This window comes from Bradyrhizobium sp. 2TAF36, assembly GCF_052114925.1.
Lineage (GTDB): Bacteria > Pseudomonadota > Alphaproteobacteria > Rhizobiales > Xanthobacteraceae > Bradyrhizobium > Bradyrhizobium barranii.
Genome location: NZ_JBFRFR010000069.1, coordinates 12,750 through 35,139 on the forward strand (window position 1 = coordinate 12,750; position 22,390 = coordinate 35,139).

Annotated in this window: 33 protein-coding genes; 18 read left to right on the forward strand and 15 right to left on the reverse strand. The window is 63.6% G+C overall.

Annotated features, from left to right (window positions below):
• Window positions 1–50 precede the first annotated feature (50 nt).
• Window positions 51–542: a hypothetical protein gene (locus AB4Z51_RS32725; protein ID WP_135214818.1), complete on the reverse strand. Its 492-nt coding sequence runs from the start codon at window positions 540–542 to the stop codon at window positions 51–53.
• Window positions 543–674: 132 nt separating this feature from the next.
• Window positions 675–893, reverse strand: coding sequence for an HTH-like domain-containing protein (locus AB4Z51_RS32730; protein WP_085405147.1), 219 nt, complete (start codon window positions 891–893; stop codon window positions 675–677).
• 82 nt (window positions 894–975) lie between these two features.
• On the opposite strand from AB4Z51_RS32730, the gene AB4Z51_RS32735 reads away from it, so the two are divergent.
• Window positions 976–1,545 (forward strand): mismatch-specific DNA-glycosylase, encoded by a 570-nt coding sequence (locus AB4Z51_RS32735; RefSeq protein ID WP_094184514.1) that lies wholly within the window; start codon window positions 976–978, stop codon window positions 1,543–1,545.
• A gap of 116 nt (window positions 1,546–1,661) precedes the next feature.
• Here AB4Z51_RS32735 and AB4Z51_RS32740 read toward each other — a convergent pair whose 3' ends face one another.
• Complete coding sequence (locus AB4Z51_RS32740) at window positions 1,662–2,390, reverse strand: SDR family oxidoreductase (protein WP_085405317.1); 729 nt, start codon at window positions 2,388–2,390, stop codon at window positions 1,662–1,664.
• A 182-nt stretch (window positions 2,391–2,572) separates the two neighbouring features.
• On the reverse strand, window positions 2,573–3,010 hold the full coding sequence (locus AB4Z51_RS32745; RefSeq protein ID WP_085405148.1) for a VOC family protein: 438 nt from the start codon (window positions 3,008–3,010) through the stop codon (window positions 2,573–2,575).
• A 166-nt stretch (window positions 3,011–3,176) separates the two neighbouring features.
• Between AB4Z51_RS32745 and AB4Z51_RS32750 the strand changes: the two genes are divergently transcribed.
• The 3 genes from AB4Z51_RS32750 to AB4Z51_RS32760 all read left to right on the forward strand — a co-directional run bounded on the left by AB4Z51_RS32750 (window position 3,177) and on the right by AB4Z51_RS32760 (window position 5,109).
• Window positions 3,177–3,827 carry a glutathione S-transferase family protein gene (locus AB4Z51_RS32750; protein WP_085405149.1) on the forward strand — a complete coding sequence of 217 codons (651 nt, stop codon included), beginning with the start codon at window positions 3,177–3,179 and terminating at the stop codon, window positions 3,825–3,827.
• A gap of 185 nt (window positions 3,828–4,012) precedes the next feature.
• The gene (locus AB4Z51_RS32755; RefSeq protein ID WP_085405150.1) at window positions 4,013–4,405 is read left to right on the forward strand and encodes a hypothetical protein; all 393 of its coding nucleotides are present in this window, start codon (window positions 4,013–4,015) and stop codon (window positions 4,403–4,405) included.
• An 11-nt stretch (window positions 4,406–4,416) separates the two neighbouring features.
• A complete protein-coding gene (locus AB4Z51_RS32760; protein WP_085405151.1) occupies window positions 4,417–5,109 on the forward strand; it encodes a glutathione S-transferase family protein in 693 nt (230 codons plus the stop codon).
• A gap of 110 nt (window positions 5,110–5,219) precedes the next feature.
• On the opposite strand, the gene AB4Z51_RS32765 is transcribed toward AB4Z51_RS32760, so the two are convergent.
• Entirely contained in the window at window positions 5,220–5,654 is a 435-nt protein-coding gene (locus AB4Z51_RS32765) for a hypothetical protein (RefSeq protein WP_085405152.1), read from the reverse strand.
• A gap of 529 nt (window positions 5,655–6,183) precedes the next feature.
• Between AB4Z51_RS32765 and AB4Z51_RS32770 the strand changes: the two genes are divergently transcribed.
• From AB4Z51_RS32770 to AB4Z51_RS32780, 3 genes are all read left to right on the forward strand, one after another.
• Entirely contained in the window at window positions 6,184–6,567 is a 384-nt protein-coding gene (locus AB4Z51_RS32770; protein ID WP_085405153.1) for a RidA family protein, read from the forward strand.
• 197 nt (window positions 6,568–6,764) lie between these two features.
• Window positions 6,765–7,025 carry a hypothetical protein gene (locus AB4Z51_RS32775; protein ID WP_085405154.1) on the forward strand — a complete coding sequence of 87 codons (261 nt, stop codon included), beginning with the start codon at window positions 6,765–6,767 and terminating at the stop codon, window positions 7,023–7,025.
• A gap of 239 nt (window positions 7,026–7,264) precedes the next feature.
• Window positions 7,265–7,516, forward strand: a complete 252-nt coding sequence (locus tag AB4Z51_RS32780) for a hypothetical protein (protein WP_085405155.1) — start codon at window positions 7,265–7,267, stop codon at window positions 7,514–7,516.
• Window positions 7,517–7,622: 106 nt separating this feature from the next.
• Here the strand turns inward: AB4Z51_RS32780 and AB4Z51_RS32785 are convergent, their stop codons facing one another.
• On the reverse strand, window positions 7,623–8,108 hold the full coding sequence (locus tag AB4Z51_RS32785; protein WP_085405156.1) for a molecular chaperone DnaJ: 486 nt from the start codon (window positions 8,106–8,108) through the stop codon (window positions 7,623–7,625).
• 111 nt (window positions 8,109–8,219) lie between these two features.
• Here AB4Z51_RS32785 and AB4Z51_RS32790 point away from each other — a divergent pair, with 111 nt between their 5' ends.
• The 3 genes from AB4Z51_RS32790 to AB4Z51_RS32800 all read left to right on the forward strand — a co-directional run bounded on the left by AB4Z51_RS32790 (window position 8,220) and on the right by AB4Z51_RS32800 (window position 10,052).
• The gene (locus tag AB4Z51_RS32790) at window positions 8,220–8,987 is read left to right on the forward strand and encodes an SDR family NAD(P)-dependent oxidoreductase (RefSeq protein WP_085405157.1); all 768 of its coding nucleotides are present in this window, start codon (window positions 8,220–8,222) and stop codon (window positions 8,985–8,987) included.
• Window positions 8,988–9,191: 204 nt separating this feature from the next.
• Window positions 9,192–9,440, forward strand: a complete 249-nt coding sequence (locus AB4Z51_RS32795) for a helix-turn-helix domain-containing protein (protein WP_071910270.1) — start codon at window positions 9,192–9,194, stop codon at window positions 9,438–9,440.
• Window positions 9,441–9,548: 108 nt separating this feature from the next.
• The gene (locus AB4Z51_RS32800) at window positions 9,549–10,052 is read left to right on the forward strand and encodes a collagen-like triple helix repeat-containing protein (RefSeq protein WP_085405158.1); all 504 of its coding nucleotides are present in this window, start codon (window positions 9,549–9,551) and stop codon (window positions 10,050–10,052) included.
• On the opposite strand, the gene AB4Z51_RS32805 is transcribed toward AB4Z51_RS32800, so the two are convergent.
• Together AB4Z51_RS32805 and AB4Z51_RS32810 are read right to left on the reverse strand one after the other, a co-directional pair.
• Window positions 10,049–10,288: a hypothetical protein gene (locus AB4Z51_RS32805; protein ID WP_028152311.1), complete on the reverse strand. Its 240-nt coding sequence runs from the start codon at window positions 10,286–10,288 to the stop codon at window positions 10,049–10,051. The genes AB4Z51_RS32800 and AB4Z51_RS32805 overlap by 4 nt on opposite strands.
• A gap of 95 nt (window positions 10,289–10,383) precedes the next feature.
• Window positions 10,384–10,650: a DUF2277 domain-containing protein gene (locus AB4Z51_RS32810; RefSeq protein ID WP_085405159.1), complete on the reverse strand. Its 267-nt coding sequence runs from the start codon at window positions 10,648–10,650 to the stop codon at window positions 10,384–10,386.
• Between the two features lie 242 nt (window positions 10,651–10,892).
• Here AB4Z51_RS32810 and AB4Z51_RS32815 point away from each other — a divergent pair, with 242 nt between their 5' ends.
• From AB4Z51_RS32815 to AB4Z51_RS32825, 3 genes are all read left to right on the forward strand, one after another.
• A complete protein-coding gene (locus AB4Z51_RS32815; protein WP_085405160.1) occupies window positions 10,893–11,954 on the forward strand; it encodes an alpha/beta fold hydrolase in 1,062 nt (353 codons plus the stop codon).
• Between the two features lie 18 nt (window positions 11,955–11,972).
• Window positions 11,973–12,314 (forward strand): MmcQ/YjbR family DNA-binding protein, encoded by a 342-nt coding sequence (locus AB4Z51_RS32820; RefSeq protein ID WP_085405161.1) that lies wholly within the window; start codon window positions 11,973–11,975, stop codon window positions 12,312–12,314.
• A gap of 197 nt (window positions 12,315–12,511) precedes the next feature.
• The gene (locus tag AB4Z51_RS32825; RefSeq protein ID WP_028152315.1) at window positions 12,512–12,865 is read left to right on the forward strand and encodes a hypothetical protein; all 354 of its coding nucleotides are present in this window, start codon (window positions 12,512–12,514) and stop codon (window positions 12,863–12,865) included.
• A gap of 5 nt (window positions 12,866–12,870) precedes the next feature.
• On the opposite strand, the gene AB4Z51_RS32830 is transcribed toward AB4Z51_RS32825, so the two are convergent.
• Together AB4Z51_RS32830 and AB4Z51_RS32835 are read right to left on the reverse strand one after the other, a co-directional pair.
• Window positions 12,871–13,113 carry a hypothetical protein gene (locus AB4Z51_RS32830; RefSeq protein WP_085405162.1) on the reverse strand — a complete coding sequence of 81 codons (243 nt, stop codon included), beginning with the start codon at window positions 13,111–13,113 and terminating at the stop codon, window positions 12,871–12,873.
• A gap of 45 nt (window positions 13,114–13,158) precedes the next feature.
• On the reverse strand, window positions 13,159–14,583 hold the full coding sequence (locus AB4Z51_RS32835; RefSeq protein ID WP_085405163.1) for a S8 family peptidase: 1,425 nt from the start codon (window positions 14,581–14,583) through the stop codon (window positions 13,159–13,161).
• A 170-nt stretch (window positions 14,584–14,753) separates the two neighbouring features.
• On the opposite strand from AB4Z51_RS32835, the gene AB4Z51_RS32840 reads away from it, so the two are divergent.
• Entirely contained in the window at window positions 14,754–15,356 is a 603-nt protein-coding gene (locus AB4Z51_RS32840; RefSeq protein ID WP_028156299.1) for a pyridoxamine 5'-phosphate oxidase family protein, read from the forward strand.
• Between the two features lie 172 nt (window positions 15,357–15,528).
• On the opposite strand, the gene bfr is transcribed toward AB4Z51_RS32840, so the two are convergent.
• The 3 genes from bfr to AB4Z51_RS32855 all read right to left on the reverse strand — a co-directional run bounded on the left by bfr (window position 15,529) and on the right by AB4Z51_RS32855 (window position 16,879).
• The gene (gene bfr / locus AB4Z51_RS32845) at window positions 15,529–16,017 is read right to left on the reverse strand and encodes a bacterioferritin (protein ID WP_014492874.1); all 489 of its coding nucleotides are present in this window, start codon (window positions 16,015–16,017) and stop codon (window positions 15,529–15,531) included.
• Between the two features lie 131 nt (window positions 16,018–16,148).
• On the reverse strand, window positions 16,149–16,421 hold the full coding sequence (locus AB4Z51_RS32850) for a (2Fe-2S)-binding protein (protein ID WP_063981474.1): 273 nt from the start codon (window positions 16,419–16,421) through the stop codon (window positions 16,149–16,151).
• 161 nt (window positions 16,422–16,582) lie between these two features.
• Entirely contained in the window at window positions 16,583–16,879 is a 297-nt protein-coding gene (locus tag AB4Z51_RS32855; RefSeq protein ID WP_085405318.1) for a hypothetical protein, read from the reverse strand.
• Between the two features lie 134 nt (window positions 16,880–17,013).
• Here AB4Z51_RS32855 and AB4Z51_RS32860 point away from each other — a divergent pair, with 134 nt between their 5' ends.
• Complete coding sequence (locus AB4Z51_RS32860; RefSeq protein WP_063981473.1) at window positions 17,014–17,340, forward strand: hypothetical protein; 327 nt, start codon at window positions 17,014–17,016, stop codon at window positions 17,338–17,340.
• A 211-nt stretch (window positions 17,341–17,551) separates the two neighbouring features.
• On the forward strand, window positions 17,552–17,833 hold the full coding sequence (locus tag AB4Z51_RS32865) for a hypothetical protein (RefSeq protein ID WP_071910256.1): 282 nt from the start codon (window positions 17,552–17,554) through the stop codon (window positions 17,831–17,833).
• Between the two features lie 99 nt (window positions 17,834–17,932).
• Here AB4Z51_RS32865 and AB4Z51_RS32870 read toward each other — a convergent pair whose 3' ends face one another.
• Entirely contained in the window at window positions 17,933–19,159 is a 1,227-nt protein-coding gene (locus AB4Z51_RS32870) for a lytic murein transglycosylase (RefSeq protein ID WP_441498793.1), read from the reverse strand.
• A 7-nt stretch (window positions 19,160–19,166) separates the two neighbouring features.
• A complete protein-coding gene (gene ettA, locus AB4Z51_RS32875; protein WP_085405165.1) occupies window positions 19,167–20,816 on the reverse strand; it encodes an energy-dependent translational throttle protein EttA in 1,650 nt (549 codons plus the stop codon).
• 236 nt (window positions 20,817–21,052) lie between these two features.
• Between ettA and AB4Z51_RS32880 the strand changes: the two genes are divergently transcribed.
• The gene (locus AB4Z51_RS32880) at window positions 21,053–21,268 is read left to right on the forward strand and encodes a hypothetical protein (protein ID WP_085405166.1); all 216 of its coding nucleotides are present in this window, start codon (window positions 21,053–21,055) and stop codon (window positions 21,266–21,268) included.
• Between the two features lie 145 nt (window positions 21,269–21,413).
• A complete protein-coding gene (locus tag AB4Z51_RS32885; protein WP_085405167.1) occupies window positions 21,414–22,376 on the forward strand; it encodes a D-2-hydroxyacid dehydrogenase family protein in 963 nt (320 codons plus the stop codon).
• Window positions 22,377–22,390: the final 14 nt, after the last annotated feature.

Here is a 22,390-nt window from a genome sequence, read left to right on the forward strand (position 1 = left end):
CATCGCTCTTTGACCGAGCGCCTTCGCGGAACGGCTAGCCTTAGCGTCCGCTAGCTCAACTCCAGCGCCCGCATTAGAACTTGATTGGCATTCTCGAAATTTTGGCGTTGATCCCGAATTCCGTAGGCCCACTTTTCGCCGTGGAATAAATTATTCCTCAGCCGATACGTGATCAACAATAACGCCGCAATCATGTCCTTCGGAGTTGGCTGTTCTTGGCTCAGAGCCTCCTCGACCAACTTCCGGCAATCGCTCCGTCCAAATCTTAGTCCTTCGAAGAGATCACCGAAGGTTCCATTCAAGAAATAGCGAGACCTGAAATAGTGAAACGCACCTTCAAATGGATCGCGCTGGAGTCCTCTCGTCGAATCCCAATCCTCTACTTTCCTAACAAGACCCACAGCGTTTGCCCGCGCGTTCATTACCTGTAACTCAAACAGGCCCCATAGAAGAGAAAAGTGCGCAATGGCAGCCCGTTCTCGCTCATTCAGTTGAGCGTAGCCAAGAGCACGATTTGCGAGCCAATTTTCGGGATCAATCACGTTAAGCACTCCAGTCGAGTTAGCAAGCGCAGCCCGGATGAGCGCAGCGATATCCGGGGTCTTTGCTTTCCCGCATATCGCTCCGCTCATGCGGGCTACAACAGCTCAAGCTAAGAATTCGGTATCRAAGACTCATCGAATGGAGACGTACTCGGCTAGGTTAACTCCCTTTCGAATTTCGGTTCCGTACGATTCGTGGATGCCAGCTCTGATAGCGACCTCCTTACAAGATATTCCTTCGAGTTGACTCGCCCACCGAATGCCGAACAGATGAATAGCTATCACTTTCTTGCCTTCTTCGGCGGTGTCATAGTCTTGGCGCAACTGATCCGCCAACTCTTGAACGATCACGGAGAGCTCCCTCTTAATCTTTTAGTGCGCTTGTTGGTGTCACGGGTTGAATGGACGCATTTGTGACCGGCTGAGCTTTCTTATGCAACTGGCAAACCTAGAAGCTGTCGACTTGCCTGAAATCCCCCACCGCCTCCCCGATCAGCTCCGCCCCAACCTCCGCCTCGTCTTCGTCGGCACCGCCGCCAGCACGCGCTCGGCCGCGGTCGGACACTACTACGCCCATCCCGGCAACCGGTTCTGGCGCGCGATCCATGAAGCCGGCATCACGCCGCGGCGGTATCAGCCGGGCGAGTTCGCCATGCTGCTCGAACTCGGGATCGGCTTCACCGATCTCTCCAAGTCGGGCGCCGGGATGGATCATCAGATCGCGACTGAAACGATCGACGTGCCCGGCTTCAGGGCCAAGATCGAAACATATCGGCCGCGGACGATTGCGTTCACGAGCAAGAAGGCCGCGAGCTTGTTTTACGGCAGGCCGTCGAGTGGGATCGCGCTGGGGCGGCAGCCGCGCGAGGAGAAGCTCCCCGACGTGTTCGTGCTGCCCTCGCCGTCCGGCGCTGCGTCCGGTCACTGGACGCTGGAGCCTTGGCGGGAGCTTGCGGCGTGGATCGCTGCGTTGGACGCTCAACCCCCACAGACCTCATCCTGAGGAGACCGCGCAGCGGTCGTCTCGAAGGATGGCCGCAGGCGACATCCGGGCCTGCATGGTTCGAGACGGCGCTTCGCGCCTCCTCACCATGAGGAGTTAGAACACCCGTTGCCGCCCTAAAGATCGAAATTGGTCGGCAGCATGACCACGTCGCGAATGGTCATGCCGCGCGGCCGTGTCAGCATGAACATCACGACCTCAGCCACGTCACTGGCCTCCAGCAGGCTACCCGTTTCCCTGGCTTCCTTCAGCTTCTCCGGCGGCCAGTCCGCGAGCAATGAGGTGACGACCGGGCCGGGCGAGATCGAGCCGACGCGAATGCCGTGCTTGAAGACCTGGCGCCGCACCGTCTGGACGAAGCAGTTGATCGCCCATTTGGACGACGCATAGACCGGCTCCCAGGGCGTCGGAAAATGCGCCGCCAGCGAGCTCGTGACGATGATGTCGCCGCTCCGGCGCGCGATCATGTGCGGCAGCACGTCGTGCACGTTCTTCATCACGACGTTGACATTCAGGTTCAGCATCCGGTCGATGGCCATAGTGTCGGCATCGACCAGATCGCCGCCGACATAGGTGCCAGCATTCGCATGCAGGATGTCGAGCTGGCCTGCCTTCTCCAGGACGCGCGGCAGCAACGATGCGCAGTCCCTGGGATCCAGGAGGTCGACGACCAGCGGGATCACGGCGTCGCCATGCCTGTTGCTGAGCGCCTTCAGCGCGGCCTCGTCGCGGTCGACCATCACCACGCGCGCGCCCGCGGCCAGCATTGCTTCAGTGCTCGCCAACCCGATGCCCGACGCGGCCCCGGTCACGGCAGCAACCTTGCCTTCCAATTCGTTTCCCATGGGATCACCATCCTGCTGATGGTCGTCAGTATAGCGATGCAAGGCGAATTGGCGATGCGGATGGTTGGCTTCGTAGGGTGGGCAAAGGCGCTCTTGCGCCGTGCCCACCATCTCTCAACAAATCCGGAAGAACGGTGGGCACGGCGCGCGAAGAGCGCGCCTTTGCCCACCCTACGGCACCGTCACCCCGCATACGCCCTATCGAGGTCCGCGATGATGATCTTCCGCATCTCCATCATCGCCTGCATGACGCGGTTCGCTCTGGTACGGTCGGGATCGCCGAGGTAGCGGCCGAGCGCCGACGGGATCACCTGCCAGGACAGTCCAAATTTGTCCTTGAGCCATCCGCATCGGGATTCCTCGCCACCGTCGGCAGTGAGGCGGCTCCAGAAGTAGTCGACCTCGGCCTGCGTCTCCACGCTGATGAAGAACGAGACCGCCTCGGTGAAGCGGTATTGCGGCCCGCCGTTGAGCGCGTGGAAGCGCTGGCCTTCGAGTTCGAACACCGCCATGAGGTCGCTGACGGTCTCGACTTTTGCGTTGGGGAACACCGCTTTGTAGAAGGCGACGGCTTCCTGGACGTTGTTGGCGAACCAGAGGAACGGCGTGATTGACGTCATGAAATTGTATCCTTTCGTCTTGGACCGGACGCGCGACCATCGCTGCAAGGACGAGCGGCGGAACGGTGTTCCGACACGGGCGCCGGACTTTTTACGGCGCCCCTGTCGGAACCCGAGCCGGCCGTTCGTCCTTTGAATGCAACGCCGATCACCCCGGAGCCGCCAGATGCCCACCATCACAGCCTTCGAAAACTCACCCGACCGCGGCAAGGGGCAGGCGCGCGACATGCGCGTTCGCTGGGCGCTCGAGGAAGTGGGCCTGCCCTGCGACGTCCGCCTCGTGTCGTTCGCGGCGATGAAGGACCCCGCCCATCTTGCGCTGCATCCGTTCGGGCAGATTCCGACCTATGAGGACGGCGATCTCGCCTTGTTCGAGTCCGGCGCGATCGTGCTCCATATCGCCGAACGCCATGATGGATTGTTGCCAAAGGATGCGAATGCGAGGAGCCGCGCGATCGCATGGATGTTTGCCGCGCTCAACACGCTGGAGCCGCCGATCGTCGAGTTCGGGATGACGATGCTGTTCGAGCGCGACAAGGGCTGGTACGAGGAGCGGCTGCCGGTCCTGAAGGATCGGGTCCGTATCAGGCTCGGCGAATTGTCGCGTCGCCTCGGCGAGGCCGAGTGGCTCGACGGCGCGTTCAGCGCCGGCGATCTCATGATGGTGACGGTGCTGCGCCGGTTGAATGCATCTCGCCTGCTGGAGGAATATCCCGACCTCTCGGCCTATGTCGCCCGCGGCGAAGCGCGGCCTGCATTCCGGCGGGCGTTCGATGCGCAACTGGCGGTGTTCACCGCCGCATCGACCAGCAGATAGAGGCCGCGCCTCTCACTGAAGCGGTACATCACCCCGAATTAATACGTCGAACGGGCGACGCCGGGCGTCCTCCGATCGAATGACGCTGCGCACAATGCGCAAGGACAGTTGCCAGCCCGTCGCTCCGGCGATACGACTTGAGGTGGAAGAGCCTGATATCAACCGGCCCGCAGGAAGGCACCGCCATGAGCGACGATCTCTCCGGCGTCTGGGATGGCAGCTACATTCAACCGGGCACCGGAATGGTCACCTTCACCGCAACTCTGGTCGAAACCGGCGGCGCGCTCAGCGGAAGCGTGACCGAGCCCTGCTCGAACCCGCGATGCCCGCTGCGCACCCACAACGCCTCGATCGCGGGTCAGCGCTCCGGCAACGCGGTCTCGTTCGTCAAACACTACGAGCCGCCCGGCCACGGCTACGACACGGTCCATTACGAAGGCACGGTGAACGCCGAGGCGACCGAAATCGACGGGCGCTGGCAGCTGCAGGGCTCTTCCGGCGCGTTCCTGATGATCCGCGCCAGCAAGGCCGCGCAAGCGGCCACGACGGAGCAACACGCCAAGGTGCCATCGCGCTGAAGGGAGCGACCATGCTGACCCTCTATTCCTATCCGGAACTGTTCGGCGTCGCCGACAACAACGGCTACGGCCTCAAGGTCTACGCGTTCCTGAAGCTAGCAGGCGTGCCGTTCGTGCACGAGCACGTCTTCGATGCCTCTGCCGCGCCGCGCGGGCAGCTGCCTTACGTCGTCGACGACGGCGAGACCATCGGCGACAGCGAGACAATCATTGCGCATGCGATCGCCAAATATCGTCTGAGCATCGATGCCGCGCTGTCGCCGGACGCACGGCGGACCAATCATCTCGTCACCCGCATGCTGGACGATCTCTACTGGGTGATGTCGTATTCGCGCTGGAAGGACGATCGGTTCTATCCGGCATTCCGCGACGCCTTCATCGCGCAGCATCCGCAGATCGACGCGGCCGGATTCGAGAAAGCCAAGGCCTACAACGCGCAGCGCTATTATTACCAGGGCATCGGCCGCTACACGCCCGAACAGGCCTACGCGCGGGGGCTTGCCGATCTGCAAGTGCTGGCCGAGATCGTGCCTACGGCAGGCTTCGTCCACGGCGCAGCGCCGACCAGCTGTGATGCCGGCATCTACGGCTTCATCGCCAACATCTATTATTTTCCGATCCCGACGCCGCTGAAGGCCTTCGTCGATGCGCACGCCAATCTCGTCGCGCATTGCGAGCGGATTCATGCGGCGGTGAGTTCGTAGTTCGTAGGGTGGGCAAAGGCGCGCTCCTTGCGCGCCGTGCCCACCATGCATCCGCATTTGCGGTACGAATGGTGGGCACGCTTCGCTTTGCCCACCCTACGCCTCGCGCCTTACCGCATCGTGATCGCGAGCCCGCTCAGATCCGCATTCGCCATCAGGCCGGTCTGGTAGCCCGACAGCTCCAGCACCGCGCCCTTCTGGTTGGTCAGCACGATGGCGCGAGCGCCACGGCCGACGGCAAGACCGGCACCGGCCGCGCCATAGACGCCGGCGACGTCGGAAGGACGGTTGATGTTGGAGACGCGGCCACGCAGCACGGTCTTGGAGCCGCCGAACACGAGGCCGTAGTCGAGCCCGCCGGTCGAGAGCCCATACGAGCGACCGCGGAAGTTCAGCACGCCCGAGCCGCCCGAACCGCCGATGATCCAGCCCGCCTTGTAGATCGTCAGCACCACGGTGCCGCCGTCGGCCAGCGCCGAGGTCGAAAGGCCGGCCAGAGCGGCAATGGCGACCAGCGCGGCGCGGAAGGTGGTAGCGAGCTTCATGGGGCGTCTCCGGGGGCTATTTTTCAAGGGAGGATTCGAATCAGACGCAGCGAATGTATCCGATGGATCGCGGCGGCAACATGATGGAGCAGCCGTGAGGCGTCTGCCGCAGCAGCGCATTCAACTGTCATCGCCCGGCTCGACCGGGCGATCCAGTACGCCGAGACGGCAATGAGATGCGAAGAAGCCGAGGCGTACTGGATGCCCCGCCTGCCGCCTACGCTAAAGCTTCGGCGCCCCTGGACCTCAGCCCCGGCGAAGCCTTGGCGTAGCCGGGTCGCGGGGCATGACGGCGGAGTTTGAGGCCGCCTACCGGCACCACCGCCATGATGCCATTCTGCCCCTGTTTTGCCCGACGGAGCAAGCGAATTGTTCGGCTATACCGAATTTGAAACGCTCCCGATTTCTACGGTGCATGGGGTTGTTTTCGCGTTTTTGTTTTACCAGCCTTCCCCAATGCCGATTGCAACTCCCCCGCATGTCGCTACGCTCGTGTGGGCGACGCGACCGTTCCATCCGAGGTGATCCCATGTCGATCCAGCATTTCGCACCCCCGCCGCACGTCAAGGCGCCGCCGCTGTCCTTTGCCACGCGTGTCGGCGATCTCCTGTTCGTCTCCGGCATTCCCGGCTTCGACGGCAATGGCGCGCTGCCGGACGGTTTCGAGGCGCAGTTCGCCAACGTCGCCGTCAACATCAAGCGCGTGCTGGACGAGGCCGGCGCGACGGTCCGCGATCTCGTCAAGGTCAACGTGCTGCTCACGCGCGCTTCCGACGTCGCCGCGATGAACGCACTCTATGCCGGCGCGTTCGGCCCGCCGCCCTACCCGGCGCGCACCACCTGCGTCGTGCAGGCCCTGCCCGACCCGAAAATGCTGATCGAGATCGAGGCAATTGCATCACTGGCGAAGTGAGCCACGCTTAGCGTATGTGTCTTGGCGCATGTGTCTTGGCGTATGAGTCTTGGCGTATGTGTCTTGTCGGGCACTCGGCCGAACCAAGTGCACGGCTCCCTCTGACATATCCGTGAAACGGCCGCCCCTCGGCTTGCCAAGGACCTGCTTTTACCGCACGGATTTTCGGGTCCCACATCCCCACAAGGAGATTTTTCATGCGTCGCGTTCTCGCCCTCTGTGCCGTTGCCGGCATCGCCACCTCCGTGTTTGCCGTGCCGGCGTCGGCGGCGGTCGGCTATTACGTGATCCGCTGGGACAACACCGGCATCTGCCAGGTCTGGAACGAGGACCTGAAGTACAAGCCGTTCCAGTGGGGCGCGTCGACCTACAAGGTCGTCAGCAAGCCGGTCCCGACCTTCACCGCGGCTTCGGATCTCCAGATCAAGCTGCGTTCGGAGCGCCGCTGCACGCTCTGAGCGTCACGCGACCAATTTGATTTTGAGGGCGGGCCGCGCGAGCGACCCGCCCTTTTCCTTTGCAGGCGCGCGCTGGTTTTCCGGCTCAAATGACGCATTTCCTGCGCGCACGCTTTGAACCTGATCGGCCGGCGGAGCTACTCACAACTTGTCCGGGGCGCATCCCCAAAAGCGCCCCACACCATGCCTCCCCGTCATTGTCGGGAGGCGCATCACATCTTTCATTTGAGGAGCTGATCATGCGTCGTATTTCCGTGCTGTGCGCTGCTGCCGGTCTTGCCGTCACTGCCTTCGTCGCCGCGAGCCCTGCCGAAGCCAGCTATCACCTGATCCGCTGGCAGGACACCGGCTTCTGCCAGATCTGGGACGAGAGCATCCCGACCGCGCCGTGGCCCTCCGACTACGCCCGCGTCAGCACGACCGTGCCGACCTTCGTCGACGCACTCGTGCTGAAGGATCACGCGTTGAAGAGCGGTCACTGCACCTGGTAAGATTTCGATCGGCGGATCGACGAGCGGGCAAGGGCGCGACGCGTTCTTGCCCGCTCTTTTTTTGCCTGCACAGAGCGGACCGACGAGGCGCAGCGACAGCGCGCCCTCACGCGTCCTTGTGCGCGCCGGGATGGATCAGGATGTCGCGCGCAGCGGCGAGGTCGATGAAGGCTTGCGCGCTTCCGCCCTGGTCGGGATGCTTGCCCTTGGCGGCGCGACGGTAGGCCTGGTTGATGTCGTCGCAGGTGAGCTGCACGGCAAGCGGCAGGCCGAGCATCCTGCGGGCACGATCTTCGCTCGAGAGCTTCTTCGGCATGGCGTTGCGGCGGCCGAAGCGTGGCGCGGTGAGATCATGGACGACCTCGAGGATCACGCCGATGCGGCGCTGGGCCGCCAGCGTGACGCTGTGATCGTCATTGTCCACGGCCTGGCGCAGCACCGGAAGCGCCTGCTCGGCCGCCTGGCGCAGCGTGGCATCCGTGCTCATGCGCACGATCTCGGCGACGAGCCGGCCCGCCTCGGCCCAGCCGGCCGGCTGCGCCGACCGCAGGCGTTCGAGAGCGAGTTTCCAGGATTCAAGCCGTCCCATCATGCGCGCAACGTTTAGCAATGAAGATCAGTATGCCAAGGCGGCCGTTTCCGACCCCTTAATTTCGAGTTAGCCTTTCATGAAACTTCGAAACGAATCCAGGGGGAAATTGTCATGGCATTGCTCGCAAACCATATCGCCGTCGTCACGGGCGCCGGATCCGGCATCGGCCGGGCGATCGCGGCCGGCTACGCCCGCGAGGGCGCGCGAGTGGTGCTGCTCGACGTCAACGCCGACACGGTCGCGGAGGCCGCGCAGGAGATCCGCAAGGCCGGCGGCAAGGCCGAGAGCTTTGCGCTCGATGTCACCAAGCGTGACGACTGTTTTGCGCTCGCCAGGCAGGTCGCCGACAAGGTCGGGCAGGTCTCGATCCTCGTCAACAATGCCGGCATCACCCGACGCAACGCCTTCACCGCGGACACGGAGACGGTGGCGAAGGACTGGAACGACATCATCTCGCTCAACCTCAACGGCGTCTTCAACGTGACGCAGGCGTTCCTCGCGCCGCTGCGGGCCGCCAGGGGCCGCATCGTCAATATCGGCTCGATCCAGTCCTTCGTGCATCTGCGCACGCCGAGCTCGGCGGCGTATACGACCTCGAAGCACGGCGTGCTCGGCTTCACCAAGGCGCTCGCGGCCGAGCTCGGCAAGGAAGGCGTGCGCGTCAATGCGATCGGGCCGGGCTTCATCGAGACCAACATCAACGCCAACGTGCGCGCGACCAATCCGGCGCTGGTGCAGGCCTTCGTCGATCACACCCCGCTGGCGCGCACCGGCAAGCCCGAGGACATCGTGGGCCCCGCGATCTTCCTGGCGTCGGATCTGTCGGCCTATGTCACGGGGACGATCGTGATGGTGGACGGCGGGTACCGGACGGTGTGAGCGGGCGCGCAAAATCGGCCCGCATCGCTATGCATCCCGTGCCAATCGCGGCACCTTCGCGGCAATCCCAAGGTCAATTGGTGCGATCGTCCGCGATTAACCACTCGTTAACCAAACCCGCCCACCGTAGATCTACGGCTAGGGGGCCGTTGGTTCTCGATCGCTTCCAAAGATGGAAGCGGGCGTTGATCGGGAGGTGTGTTGATGACCACTGTTCATGTCGCTGCGTCCGATCCGGGCGCGCAATTTCTTGCCCCTAACCAAATCGTTCCGCTGCTGATCGGCGCGACCGTCGACGAGGTCGAGCGCGAGCTCGTGCTCCAGACGCTCGCACGCTGCGACGGCAACCGCACGCGCGCATCGCGCGTGCTCGGCCTGTCGGTGCGCACGTTGCGCAACAAGATCAGGATCTATGCAGCGTCCGGCATCGACGTGCCCGCGTATCACGACTAGCACGCGGGCACGATTGGTGTTGATCAAGCCCGGCGCAAGGCGTCGGCGGAATTGCTGCTGTCGTCAAACGCCGCTAAGTAGCTTGCTTCCGGTCAAGGGAGCAGCGGCGTGGCAGACGAACAGAAACGGCAGGGACCGCAAGGTCCGCGCGGACGGCAGGGCGAACCCGGACGGCCAGGGCCGCAGGGGCATCCCGGCCGGCGCGGCCCAGACGGCCAGCGCGGCAAGCCGGGACCGCAAGGCAAGCCCGGGGCGGCCGGAAAGGCCGGAGCGCAAGGCAAGGCCGGCCTGCCGGGCAAGCCCGGCGAAGCCGGTGCTCGGGGCGCGGCCGGGCCGCAGGGGCCGCAAGGCCCTCGCGGCGAGCCCGGACCGCCCGGCCAGCTGCCGTCGATCGAGCAGGTGCTGCCGTGGCTCGATCAACTCTTCGACGCCTGGGACGAGCGCCGCCGTCAGCGCGAGCGTGAAGCTGCCGAACGCGAGGCGCTGGAAGCCGCCGTGCACGAGGTTGAAGAGGCGATCGTCGATGACGAGGCCGACGACGGCGAAGGCGAAGGCGAAGGCGACGATCACCGGAAGAAGAAGAAAAAGAAGAAGCACGGCCACAAGGACTAGCCGGGCGGAAGTTGCTTCGACGCCCCGGAGGACTCATCCTTGCGCGGCAGCATGCCCATGCGCTCGAACTGCCAGCGCATGGCGCGGTACCAGAGATAGCCGACCAGCGTGCCGAGCAGCGTCAGGATGACAAGGTTGACGCTGCTGTAGGAGCCGCTCCACCACATCATCCATGCGGTCCACAGCACGGTGAAGGTGACGGCACCTGCTCTGAGAGGAATAAGGGGGCGGCTCATGGTCGTGCTCCGGGCTGTCAAAACCCCGGCGGACGTCATCGCAATTTGAGGCCGCTCTCACCGTGAGCCAGATCACGGAATGGACGCAGGACCGCCTAACCGAACCGCAGCCGCGAACGCTCCTTGGCCTTCTCCGCCTCGATCTCACGGTCGCGCGCCGGCGCATGGGTATGCAGTGAGGTCAGGAGCTTTCGCGCAGTCGCCGACACTTCCGCRACCGCAAGCTCGAAGGCCTCTTCATTGGCCTGAGACGGCTTGTTGAAACCGGAAAGCTTGCGCACGAACTGGAGCGCGCTGGCGTGGATCTCGTCCTCCGTCGCGGGCGGCTCGAAGTTGAACAGSGTCTTGATGTTGCGGCACATGCAGGCTCTCCCGTAGCGGTGTTCCCCTGAGGACGATTGGCGAGGCCGAAATCCTACATCCCGGGCGCAGCCGTGTCATAGGCAGGACCAGCCATATCTGATCCGCAATTATTCCCCTTGCGCGCCGCACCATCGGGGAATGTTTTTCGGGGGGCGATGATGGGTCCGGTCTCGATCCTCCGTGACCAGCTGATAAGATCGCGTCCAACGCGGCCGACCATGAGCCGCATGGGGAGAGAAACATGAAAACGTCTTGCGCGGCGCTAGCGGCCATCCTGCTGTCCATCGCAACGCCGGTTATGGCCGCCGATTATCCAGCGCCGAAGCAAGGCGACTGGATCGCCAAGGACTTCAAGTTGCACACCGGCGAGACCATGCCGGAATTGAAGCTGCACTACACCACTGTCGGCGAGCCCTCTGGCCAGCCCGTGCTGGTGCTGCACGGCACCGGCGGCTCGGGCGCGAGCATGCTGTCGCCCGCCTTCGCCGGCGAGCTGTTCGGTGCGGGACAGCCGCTCGATGCGTCCAAATATTACATCATCATCCCCGACGCGATCGGCCACGGCAAATCGTCAAAACCGTCCGACGGCATGAAGACGAGCTTCCCGAAATACAATTACGACGACATGGTCGAGGCGCAGCATCGCCTCGTGAAGGAAGGCCTCGGCGTCAAACATCTGCGGCTCGTGATCGGCAATTCGATGGGCGGCATGCAGACCTGGCTGTGGGGCGAGAAATATCCGCAGGAGATGGACGCGCTGGTGCCGATGGCCTCGCAGCCGACCGAGATGGCCTCACGCAACTGGATGATGCGGCGGATTATGCTCGACACCATCAGCAACGATCCCGACTACAACGGCGGCAACTACACCAGCCAGCCGCGCATGATGAAATACGCCATCACCGCCTACGGCATCGCCAGCATCGGCGGCACTCTGGCCTATCAGCAGCAGGCGCCGACCGCGGCCAAGGCCGACAAGATCGTCGACGAACGGCTGGCGACACTGATCACGGCGGATGCCAACGACTTCCTCTACCAGTGGGGCTCCTCGCAAGACTACAATGCCGGCGACAAGCTCGAGCAGATCGAGGCGACGCTGCTGCTGATCAACTCCGCCGACGACGAGCGCAACCCACCGGAGACCGGGATCACGGACGCGGCAATGAAGCGGGTCAAGAACGGCAAGCTGTATCTGATCCCCGCGAGCACCGAGACGCGCGGCCACGGCACCACCGGCAACGCGAAATTCTACGTCGAGCAGGTCAGGCAATTGCTGCAAACCGCGCCGCAGCGGACGATGTGAGCCGAGCAGCAAGACCGCATGTCGAACGCTCGCTTTCGCAAGGCTGCGCTGGCGCTTCCCGGCGTCATCGAGGGCGCACATCACGGCCATGCCGACTTTCGTGTCGGCAAGCGCGTGTTCGCGACGCTGGGCTATCCCGATGAAAAATGGGGCATGGTGAAGCTCACTCCCGACCAGCAGGCCGTGCTTATCGACGCGGAACCGGAGATGTTTCGTCCGGTCCCCGGCGCCTGGGGCAGGAGCGGCAGCACGAATGTGAAGCTGGCGAAGATCGATCAGGTCACGTTGCGGAGCGCACTCGAGATGGCATGGCGCAATGTCGCGCCTAAGTCGCTGCTTGCATCGCTTGAGACGCGATAGGAAGGACCGTACGTGCAGGTTCGCACTGTGCGCCTGGCTGGCCGCCCATACCGCAACGCATCATATGCGGCGCCTCTCGCGCCGCATATTATTTGAGCATGCATTGCGCTGACAGCTCGGGCTTAATCGCATCAACGATACGAATCGAACGCGACGCGATCGCGCGCAGTCGGCGCGCGACGCAGGGAGGAGTTCGCATGCACAGGCTCGCGCTGTGCGTTTGGTTGGCCGCGACGATGGCGCAGACGAGCGCCGCGTTCGCGTTCGACAACGGCCAATACGACCACGTGCCGCCCGACATCCGCGCCTGGTTCAAGAGCGTGATCGCGCCGAACGGCGTGCCCTGCTGCGACATCTCCGACGGCCATCGCACCGACTACGATGTGCGAGGCGGCACCTATTGGGTACCGATCGAGGGACAGTGGATGGAGGTGCCCGAGCGCGCCATCATCCGCGATCGCGGCAATCCGGTCGGCCAGGCCGTGGTGTGGTACGTCCACCATCGCGGCGCGATCATCATCAGTTGCTTCGTGCCGGCCGATGCGGTGTAGGCCGCTCAGGCCTTGAGGTCTCGCCTGGGCGAGGCCTCGACATATTCGATGTCATCGCCGAAATCGTCGAGCGCGGCACGAACGGATTTGGCGTCGGCCTCGGCGACGGTGAAGATCGCGGCCAGGTTTTGCCGCTTCTGTCCCGGAAACAGGCTCTCGGCGGCGTAGCCGGCATCGCCTAGGGTCTTGATGATCTTGCGCCGCCGGCGCTGATCGACATGGTCGTGGAATTTGAATTGCACGGACATGCTCAGAAGCTAGCCGTTCGCCGCACCCATTCAAGGTCGCAGAATCTATTTTTGCCTCTTTCGCGCCGGCTTCGCCTTTGCAGTTTTCTTGGCAGTTTTCCTGCCCGATTTCTTGGCCGCTTTCGCGCGGCCGAGTGCAGCGGCAACATCCAGCAGGCCGGCGCCGTATTCCGGCGTAAAATCCTTGCCTCGCATCGCCGGCAATTTGATCGCTGTCGCGATCAGGCGCCTGGCGACCGCAAGCCCGGACGCCCTGGATTTCGGCTTGTTGATGTAGACGAGCGCGGCGGCGCCCGTCACATGCGGTGTTGCCATCGATGTCCCGGGCCAGGAATCGTAGCTGGTATGGTCGGCGAAGCTTGCCTTCACCCGGGGCACCGTCGACAGGATGTTGACGCCCGGCGCCACCAGCTTGATATGCTTCCCCGAATTGGAGAACGAGGCGCGCCGATGGGACTCGTCGACGGCGCCGACTCCGATCGTGTCCGGGTAGCCCGCCGGGTATTCCTTCGGATTGCCGTCCTCGAACTCGTTCCCCATCGCGGTGGAGATGATGACACCGGCCTCGATCAGTTCGGCGAAGGCCGTCGCTTCCGTCTTTGAATGGTCCTCGCCGCCAATGCTGAGGTTGATGACCTTGATGTTGGAATCGAGCGCGGCCGCAAGCGCCTTGCTGTAGAAATCGAAGTTGAAATTCTCGTCGTCGCATGCGCGCTTGGGATCGTCGAACACCTTCCAGCAGTGCAACCGGCAATTGGCCAGGCCTGCGATACCGACCGAGTTATTGACCACGGCCGCGATCGTGCCGCTGACATGGGTGCCATGACCGAGAAAATCACGCGGTCCGTTGCCGTCGTGCCTGTAGTCCTCGATCGCGTCCACGAGATCGGGATGTCCGGCGTCGACGCCGCTATCGAGCACAGCGACATGAACCCGCCCCGCACCTGGCCGCGGTCGATCGAACCATCTGATGGCGCGAAGGCCCCACTGCCGGATCTTCATGGGATCGGCGGCGGCACTGAGCCACCGGTTGGGAACGGGTTCGACCAGATCCACCGCCCTGGAGGCGCGCAGGCGCTTCAGGATGCCTGCATCGACCTTCCCGTCCTTCAACTGCACGATCTGAAATCCGGCCAGAGCCTCCCGCGGCGGCGCCGTTGCGGAGCGTGCTATCGAGCGATGGACCGCGGCCAAAGCCATCGCCTGGGGCTGCGCGGGCGCCTCATCGTCGCCGACCACGAACAGCGGCTTCATCGACTGAAGCCCGAAATTGTCGCGCAGGAAATCGATCGGACCTCTGACGTCATCGGGCATCGCAGCCATCAGCGCGCGTGACGTTGTCGCCTGAAGCGAGGCTGCCGCGATCTGCCGGGCAGCGGCCGGCTTCAACCGAACGATCAATTGTCCCGGGACATGCTTGCGACGGCGTGGCCGATCGCCCGCGACCCGCATTGCCTGCGTTGGGGCCATGACGAATTCCTCGCTTGAAAAGCAACAAAGTACGACACCCGTTATAAGCGAAATTTCTGGTCTACGCCACCTGCGTCATGCCGTGGCTACACCGGGCCGCACCTGCTATTTCGGGGATAGCGGTCGAGCCGGAGAATGCTATCCTGTGCCCCTCAATCAGGGAGACCTTCGTGACCGATCTCTGCGCCGAAGACCTCGCCACCATCTATGCCAAGCCGAGCCCGCGCGTGATCGCAAAGGCGCGTCCCGCGATCGATGCGCATGCGAAGAAATTCATCGAGATGTCGCCGTTCTGCGTGCTCGCTACGTCAGGCGTCGACGGCAGCGTCGATGCATCGCCGCGCGGCGGAGGGGTTGGCTTCGTCCATGTCGCCGGCCCCAACCAGGTGCTGATGCCTGACCGTGCCGGCAACAACCGGATCGACAGTTTTCGCAACGTCGTCGAAGGCTCGGGCTTCGTGCATCTGCTGTTCTTCGTCCCCGGCATCGACGAGACGCTGCGTGTCGGCGGACGCGGCACGCTCTCGGCCGATCCGGACCTGCTCGCATCGATGGTGGAATTCGGCAAGCCGCCGCGCGCGGTCCTGAACGTCGCGGTCAGCGAAGTCTATTTCCACTGCGGCAAGGCGCTGATGCGCTCGAAGCTGTGGTCACCGGAGAAGGTGCAGCGCTCGGTGATGCCCAGCATCGGCCAGGTCATTCACGACCAGACGGGCCTGGGGGAGCCGGAGAGCCAGGAGATCGTGGAAGAGCGCTACAAGACGCAGTTGTAGGTGAGAGCGTTCGCCGCTCGAAAGAACCGTCATGCCCGGGCTAGACCCGCCTGCGCGGCCGAAGTCGCTTCGGCGAGGCGAAGGCCCGGGCATCCACGTCTTCGTCGCGCGGCCAAACGTGGATGGCCGGGACAAGCCCGGCCATGACGAAGGAGAGAGCCGGTGCCGGAGCTTAGTGGCCCTCGCCCTCGAGCCCGCCGACGTGCTTCTGCGTGTAGAGTTCGAGGCCGATGCGGCCGATCAGGTCGAGCTGGGTTTCGAGGAAATCGATATGGTGTTCCTCGTCGCTCATCAGCTTCTCGAACAGGTCACGGGTGACGTAGTCCTTGGCGCCGTTGCAATAGCCGGCGGCCTCCTGGTAGAGCGCCCGCGCGCTCATCTCGGCGGCGAGATCGCACTCGATGATCTCCTTGACGTTCTGGCCGATGCGCAGGGGGTCGAGCACCTGCATGTTCGGGAAGCCGTCGAAGAACAGAATCCGCTCGGTGAGCTTGTCGGCGTGCTCCATCTCCTCGATGGACTCCTTGCGCCAGACCTTGGCCATGTCCCGCAGGCCCCAATTGTCGAGGAAGCGGTAGTGCAGCCAGTATTGGTTGATTGCAGTCAGCTCGTGGCGCAGCGCCTTGTTGAGATAGTCGATGACTTTTGCGTCGCCCTGCATGATGCACTCCAAATCTTGCGTCCAAATCGGCCCTAACCGACTTTAGAACGCTTCTAAATCAGTTTAAGGACGAGAGCAACCGGCCACGGGGACGCAGCCGGGGAAAAGCTCAGCCGAAATTGCGGAAGTTTTCAGCAGGCCGCGAGGGCGAACCGGGGGAGTTCCGCCGTCTCGTCATTGGCGGCCACGGTGTGGCTGTGCGGGCAGCCCGAGCAGCAGGACTTGGCGCAGGGGCCAAGAGTTTCGTCGATGATGGTCTTGATGGTACGGGCGCAGCGGCCGCATTCGGCGCTACAGCCGAGGCATCCATAGACCTGCTTGGCATGACGTACGGCGTCGTCGGACTCGGCGACCGCGGCGCGGATGTCGTCATCGCTCAGCACGTTACAGGAACAAACGATCATGGAAGCGGCAGGCCCTTCGGTGATGCGTCATCATCGATATTTAAGGGGCCGTCCGGATGCAAAGGGAAAAACCGGTATTTGAAGCTATTCCAAACTAGCCCGGAAACAGCCTAGAACGGCTCTAAAATAGGGAGTTGCACTGGATCAAGATCTTGGCGGACCTAGTCACCGCCACCGCCTCCACCACCATCGCCGCCACCTCCGCAATCCCCGCCACTGCTACCGCTATCGCTGCTGGAACAGCTGTCGCTCGAGCTCCCCGAGCTGTCGCTGGAAAACCAGCTCCCCAGCGAGAAGCCGTCGCTGGCCGCTGAATAGCCGTCGCCGCTACTCCCTCCGTCACTACCAGCACCCGCGCGCGAGCGCCGGCCGCGGTTCTGGAGATGGGCGAACCAGCCATAGCCAATCGCGAAAATGACCCCGGCAGCGATCAAAGTATTCATCATCGCGTTGCCCATCGTCGTCTCCCTCGCGGACCTGCGATCCATTAATTGGTCGTCCTCGGCGAAGGTGCCGTTCATTGATCATTCAAACGAAGTATGGAACTTTACCCCCAAAGAGTTCCCGCCTGTTTGTGCGAAAGGTCACGCCAATGAAGAAGTTCTTACTGACGGTCGCCGCCGTCGCCACCCTGGCCCTCACGGCCGGGACACCGGCCCACGCTCAGCGTGGTGTCGCCGCCGGCGTGGCCGCCGGGATCATCGGTGGCGCCATTGTCGGCGGCGCGCTGGCTTCTCCGTATTATTACGGACCCGGTCCGGGCTACTCCTATGGCCCCGGCTACTACCCGCCCCGCTACTACGCGCCGGGTCCCGGCTATGTCGCGGACGACTACTACGGTGACGGCTGCGTCTGGCAGAGGCAGCGCTTCTGGGATGGCTACGCCTGGCGCACCCGCCGCGTCAGAGTCTGTGGCTGAGGCGCGCTGAACCGGTTCACTACGGACGCGCCGTTCATCTCCGGGCCTGAAAAAGACCGCTTTTTCTCGTCACAGCTCCGTGCGCGTTTACCGTGGATTGACCAATTGCGCGCTTCCTAGCTGCACGGTCGATTTCATCAGAGTGTGCGTGAACCTTTGAAACCCGGGCGCTCCTAACAAGGGACGTCCATCTCCCAGGAGAGCCAAGAGCATGAAGAAGACTTTTGTTGCCGCCCTCACGGTTGCGACGATCGCCGGTTCGCTGGTGACCGCCACTCCGTCCGCGAAGGCCCATGACGGCGTCGGCGCCGGCATCGCAGCCGGCCTGATCGGTGGCGCCATCGTCGGCGGCGCCATCGCGTCGAGCCGTCCCGCCTATGGCGGACCGGTCTACATTGCCGAGCCCCCGCCGCCCGCGCCCTGCTACTGGCAGCGCCAGCGCTATTGGGACGGTTACGGCTGGGTCGTCCGCCCGGTTCGCGTTTGCTACTGATCTGATCGCAAGATCCGATCGCATGGCGCATCCGCGCCGCGATCGAAGCCCGGCCGAGCACCTCGGCCGGGCTTTTTCTTTGGCGAAGAGTTAAGGCCGCTACCGCGCCGCCTGGATCGAGCRCAGCACCTCTTCGCTCGGCCAGCAATCGACCTTGAGGCCTGCCGACTTCTGGTAGGCGCCGAGCGCCGCGCGCGTCTGCATCCCGGCCTTGCCGTCGATCTTGTCCTTGTAGAGCCCAACGCGCGTGAGCCCGCGCTGCATGGTCTCGACGTCCTTGGTGCGCAACTGCTTGGAGGCCACCCATTGTGTCGCGAACGGCAGCGGGCTCGTCATGCGGTCGCCGAGATGGCCGACGAACAGCACGTAGAGGTCGGAGAAATTGTACTCCTTGATGACGAAGTAGTTCTTCGTCGTCAGGAACGATGGGCCGTAAATGCCTTCCGGCTGCAGCAGCGAGGCCGGCTGCGCCTGCTCGGCAGCGCTCAGCTTCTCGCCACGCACCGGCACAAAACCTTCGCGCAGCCACTGGCCGATCGGCTTCGTCACCTCGGGCACGCCGCTGGTGCAATCGACCTTGGCCGGCGCCTGCACCTCGTAAGCCCAGCGCACGCCGCTCTGCCAGCCCTTGTTGACGAGCTGCTGCGCGGCCGAGGCCAGCGCATCCGGCACCGAATGCCAGATGTCGATGCGGCCGTCGCCGTCGAAGTCGACACCGTGCTTGTAATATTCGGACGGCAGGAATTGCGTGAGCCCGGTGGCACCCGCCCAGGACGAGCGCATGTCCTTGCGCGTCACCACGCCCTCGCCGAGGATCTTCAGCGACAGGATGAACTCGTTCCGATAGGTGTCCTTGCGTCGCCCGACATAGGCCTGCGTCGCCAGCACGCGCACGAGATCGTAAGGCAGCGTGTAGCGGCCGTAATCGGTCTCGCGGCCCCAGATCGCGAGCATGATGGTGGCCGGCACGCCGGATTTCTTCTCGATCTCGCTCAGCGCCGGACGATATTTTTGCAGCAGCCGCTGCCCCTCGCCCGCAAGCCGCGCGATCGAGGCTTCCTTGACGTAGTCGGCCGGCACCTGCACGAACTCGGCCTGCGACGGTGCGCCGGTCGCGGGCCGTCCGGGCAGGATCAAATCGGGCAGCTTGTAATCAGGCTCGAGCCCGCGCGTCTGCTCATCGAATGTCGCGCGCGACACGCCGGCGGCCTGCGCCTCCGGCCAGAGCGAGGCGATGAACTGCGTGAAGGCGGCATCGGCGGCGCGGGCGGGCGACAGGCCGCAGATGATAGCGATCACCGCAGCTATGAGCGCCCGCCGCATCATGCCGAAATCACCGCGTCAGCTTCTTGTACTTCACGCGGTGCGGAATGATGCTGTCCTGGCCGAGACGGCGCATCTTGTCCTTCTCGTAGTCCTGGAAGTTGCCTTCGAACCATTCGACGTGGCTCTCGCCTTCGAAGGCCAGGATGTGGGTTGCGATGCGGTCGAGGAACCATCGGTCATGGCTGATGATGACGGCGCAGCCGGCGAAATCTTCCAGTGCCTCTTCGAGCGCGCGCAGCGTATCGACGTCGAGATCGTTGGTCGGTTCGTCGAGCAGCAGCACGTTGGCGCCGGACTTCAGCATCTTGGCGAGATGCACGCGGTTGCGCTCACCGCCGGAGAGCGCGCCGACCTTCTTCTGCTGGTCGGCGCCCTTGAAGTTGAACGACGAGCAATAGCCGCGCGAGTTCACTTCCTTCTTGCCGAGCAGGATCAGCTCGTTGCCGCCGGAAATCTCCTCCCACACGTTCTTGTTGCCGTCGAGCGCGTCGCGCGACTGGTCGACATAACCGAGATGCACGGTCTCGCCGACCGTGATGGTGCCCTTGTCCGGCGTTTCCTGCTTGGTGATCATCCTGAACAGCGTGGTCTTGCCCGCGCCGTTGGCGCCGATCACGCCGACGATGCCGCCAGGCGGCAGCTTGAAGGTAAGATCGTCGATCAGCAGGCGATCGCCATAGCCTTTGCTGAGCGTTTCGAAATCGACGACGTTGGCGCCGAGCCGCTCGGCAACTGGGATGATGATCTGCGCGGTCTGGGTCTGCTTCTCGCTCGCCTGCTTGAGCAGATCCTCGTAGCGCTGGTAGCGCGCCTTGGATTTGGCCTGACGCGCCTTCGGCGAGGACGCGACCCATTCCTGCTCGCGGGCGATCGTCTTCTGATGCGCAGCGTCTTCACGGCCTTCCTGCTCGAGCCGCTTCTGCTTCTGCACCAGCCAGGACGAGTAGTTGCCCTCGTAGGGAATTCCCTTGCCGCGGTCGAGCTCGAGAATCCAGCTCGTGACGTTGTCGAGGAAGTAGCGGTCGTGGGTGACGATCAGGATCGCGCCGGGATAGTTGCGCAGATGACCTTCCAGCCACGACACGGACTCGGCGTCGAGATGGTTGGTCGGTTCGTCGAGCAGCAACAATTCCGGCTGATCGAGCAGCAGTTTGCACAGCGCGACGCGGCGGCGCTCACCGCCGGAGAGTTTCGTCACATCGGCATCGTCGGGCGGACAGCGCAGCGCGTCCATCGCCTGGTCGACCTTGCTGTCGAGATCCCAGAGGCCCTGGGCCTCGATCTCGTCCTGCAGCTTGGTCATCTCGTCGGCGGTTTCTTCCGAATAGTTCATCGCCAGCTCGTTGTAGCGATCGAGAATGGCCTTCTGCTTGGCGACACCCAGCATGACGTTCTCGCGCACGGAGAGCGCCGGATCGAGATGCGGTTCCTGCTCGAGATAGCCGACGCGGGCGCCCTGGGCGACCCAGGCCTCGCCGTTATACTCCTTGTCGAGGCCAGCCATGATCTTGAGCAGCGTCGACTTGCCCGAGCCGTTGACGCCGAGCACGCCGATCTTGGCGTCCGGGTAGAACGACAGATGAATGTTATCGAGCACCTTCCGGGTCGGGTAGCTCTTGGTCAGGCCCTGCATGAAATAGATGAACTGGCGCGCCATCGGTCCCGTGAAACCTTCGATTTGAGGAAATTTGCTTGCCGCCGATGTAACGATCCCGCCCCCAAAGGGCAATGTTTTCCCTCCGTTCACCACGGTTGAATACGGGATGGACACCATCCGGCCGCCGATCCGGACAATTGAAACCATTTTTTAATAAAGTGGGCCAAAGCTCGTCATGGCGCCGAAAAAGACGCCACCCGCGGCAGAAGCGACGGGGAGAACAGCGAGGCCACATCATGGCTCTGATCGAGACCAATTCCATCGCCGTTCCGGCACGAGCCGGTAGCGCTTCCGGACTCGTCACGGAGATCAAGGGCTTCTGGAAGCGTTTCTTCGCTACCGCTTTCAACCCTTACCGCCCCGAGCTGCACTACATGCGTGGTCCCGGTCCCGCCTGGCGCGCCAAGCACGGCATTGATACGCCGTTCCGCCTCAAGCAACGCGACCTCTGAACCCTTCCCCCCTATCGGATCTCCTATCGGATTTTTGAACACGTCAGCTGCTTGCGCGCAGGCGTGATTGCGCGCAACCATGGCCAGGTTCCGACGATGGCGCTCCCCGCCTGGCGCCGTCACCTCTCGCCATGGATGAAAGCTGATGACGCGGCTGCGCTGTGCAATTCTCGACGACTATTTCAACCTCGCCCTCGACGTCGCCGACTGGCAAAAACTGTCCGATCGCGTCGACGTCACCGTGTTCAGCCATCCCTTTGCCTCGGAGCAGGCCGCGGCGAGCGCGCTGGCCGATTTCGAGATCATCTGCGCGATGCGCGAGCGCACGGCGTTCCCCAAGAGCCTGTTCGCGTCGCTGCCGAAGCTGAAGCTGCTTTTGACCTCCGGCATGCGCAACGCCTCGATCGACATGGAGGCTGCGAAGGCGCAAGGCGTTGCCATCGGCGGCACGCAATACTCCCGCGATCCGACCGCGCCGCTGACCATGGGCCTGATCCTCGAACTGACCCGCGGCATCGGCCGCGAGAACGCGCGCATGCATGCCGGCGAGCCCTGGCAGAGCTTTGCCGGTGTCGAGATCGAGGGACTGACGCTCGGCGTCGTCGGGCTCGGCAAGCTCGGCAGCAAGATGGCGGGCATCGCGAAAGCATTCGGCATGAACGTGATCGCCTGGAGCCCGAACCTCACGCCGGAGAAATGCGCGGCGGCCGGCGTCGGCTACGCCACCAAGGAGGAGCTGTTCGCCAAGGCCGATATCATCACCATCCATGTGGTGCTGAGCGATCGTTCGCGCGGACTGGTCGGGGCTGCCGATCTCGCGCGGATGAAGCCGACGGCCTTCCTCGTCAACACCGCGCGCGGTCCGATCGTGGACGAGCAGGCGCTGCTCGAGGCCTTGCAGCAGCGGAAGATCGCGGGCGCCGGCATCGACGTATTCTCGGTCGAGCCGCTGCCGGTCGACCATCCCTTCCGCAAGCTCGACAATCTCGTGCTGACGCCGCATCTCGGCTACGCCACCGAGGACGGCTTGCGCATCCATTACGGGCAGATGGTCGAGGCGATCGACGCCTTCACCGGGGGTCGCGAGCTGCCGCGCAAGCTGGCCTGAAACGAAAAGGGCGT

Bases quoted from the DNA above. Each gene is read 5' to 3' on its own strand.
- AB4Z51_RS32735 (WP_094184514.1), top strand. From the start codon at position 976: ATGCAACTGGCAAACCTAGAAGCTGTCGACTTGCCTGAAATCCCCCAC.
- AB4Z51_RS32740 (WP_085405317.1), bottom strand. From the start codon at position 2,390: ATGGGAAACGAATTGGAAGGCAAGGTTGCTGCCGTGACCGGGGCCGCG.
- AB4Z51_RS32745 (WP_085405148.1), bottom strand. From the start codon at position 3,010: ATGACGTCAATCACGCCGTTCCTCTGGTTCGCCAACAACGTCCAGGAA.
- AB4Z51_RS32750 (WP_085405149.1), top strand. From the start codon at position 3,177: ATGCCCACCATCACAGCCTTCGAAAACTCACCCGACCGCGGCAAGGGG.
- AB4Z51_RS32755 (WP_085405150.1), top strand. From the start codon at position 4,013: ATGAGCGACGATCTCTCCGGCGTCTGGGATGGCAGCTACATTCAACCG.
- AB4Z51_RS32760 (WP_085405151.1), top strand. From the start codon at position 4,417: ATGCTGACCCTCTATTCCTATCCGGAACTGTTCGGCGTCGCCGACAAC.
- AB4Z51_RS32765 (WP_085405152.1), bottom strand. From the start codon at position 5,654: ATGAAGCTCGCTACCACCTTCCGCGCCGCGCTGGTCGCCATTGCCGCT.
- AB4Z51_RS32770 (WP_085405153.1), top strand. From the start codon at position 6,184: ATGTCGATCCAGCATTTCGCACCCCCGCCGCACGTCAAGGCGCCGCCG.
- AB4Z51_RS32775 (WP_085405154.1), top strand. From the start codon at position 6,765: ATGCGTCGCGTTCTCGCCCTCTGTGCCGTTGCCGGCATCGCCACCTCC.
- AB4Z51_RS32780 (WP_085405155.1), top strand. From the start codon at position 7,265: ATGCGTCGTATTTCCGTGCTGTGCGCTGCTGCCGGTCTTGCCGTCACT.
- AB4Z51_RS32785 (WP_085405156.1), bottom strand. From the start codon at position 8,108: ATGATGGGACGGCTTGAATCCTGGAAACTCGCTCTCGAACGCCTGCGG.
- AB4Z51_RS32790 (WP_085405157.1), top strand. From the start codon at position 8,220: ATGGCATTGCTCGCAAACCATATCGCCGTCGTCACGGGCGCCGGATCC.
- AB4Z51_RS32795 (WP_071910270.1), top strand. From the start codon at position 9,192: ATGACCACTGTTCATGTCGCTGCGTCCGATCCGGGCGCGCAATTTCTT.
- AB4Z51_RS32805 (WP_028152311.1), bottom strand. From the start codon at position 10,288: ATGAGCCGCCCCCTTATTCCTCTCAGAGCAGGTGCCGTCACCTTCACC.
- AB4Z51_RS32815 (WP_085405160.1), top strand. From the start codon at position 10,893: ATGAAAACGTCTTGCGCGGCGCTAGCGGCCATCCTGCTGTCCATCGCA.
- AB4Z51_RS32820 (WP_085405161.1), top strand. From the start codon at position 11,973: ATGTCGAACGCTCGCTTTCGCAAGGCTGCGCTGGCGCTTCCCGGCGTC.
- AB4Z51_RS32825 (WP_028152315.1), top strand. From the start codon at position 12,512: ATGCACAGGCTCGCGCTGTGCGTTTGGTTGGCCGCGACGATGGCGCAG.
- AB4Z51_RS32830 (WP_085405162.1), bottom strand. From the start codon at position 13,113: ATGTCCGTGCAATTCAAATTCCACGACCATGTCGATCAGCGCCGGCGG.
- AB4Z51_RS32835 (WP_085405163.1), bottom strand. From the start codon at position 14,583: ATGGCCCCAACGCAGGCAATGCGGGTCGCGGGCGATCGGCCACGCCGT.
- bfr (WP_014492874.1), bottom strand. From the start codon at position 16,017: ATGCAGGGCGACGCAAAAGTCATCGACTATCTCAACAAGGCGCTGCGC.
- AB4Z51_RS32850 (WP_063981474.1), bottom strand. From the start codon at position 16,421: ATGATCGTTTGTTCCTGTAACGTGCTGAGCGATGACGACATCCGCGCC.
- AB4Z51_RS32855 (WP_085405318.1), bottom strand. From the start codon at position 16,879: ATGGGCAACGCGATGATGAATACTTTGATCGCTGCCGGGGTCATTTTC.
- AB4Z51_RS32860 (WP_063981473.1), top strand. From the start codon at position 17,014: ATGAAGAAGTTCTTACTGACGGTCGCCGCCGTCGCCACCCTGGCCCTC.
- AB4Z51_RS32865 (WP_071910256.1), top strand. From the start codon at position 17,552: ATGAAGAAGACTTTTGTTGCCGCCCTCACGGTTGCGACGATCGCCGGT.
- ettA (WP_085405165.1), bottom strand. From the start codon at position 20,816: ATGGCGCGCCAGTTCATCTATTTCATGCAGGGCCTGACCAAGAGCTAC.
- AB4Z51_RS32880 (WP_085405166.1), top strand. From the start codon at position 21,053: ATGGCTCTGATCGAGACCAATTCCATCGCCGTTCCGGCACGAGCCGGT.
- AB4Z51_RS32885 (WP_085405167.1), top strand. From the start codon at position 21,414: ATGACGCGGCTGCGCTGTGCAATTCTCGACGACTATTTCAACCTCGCC.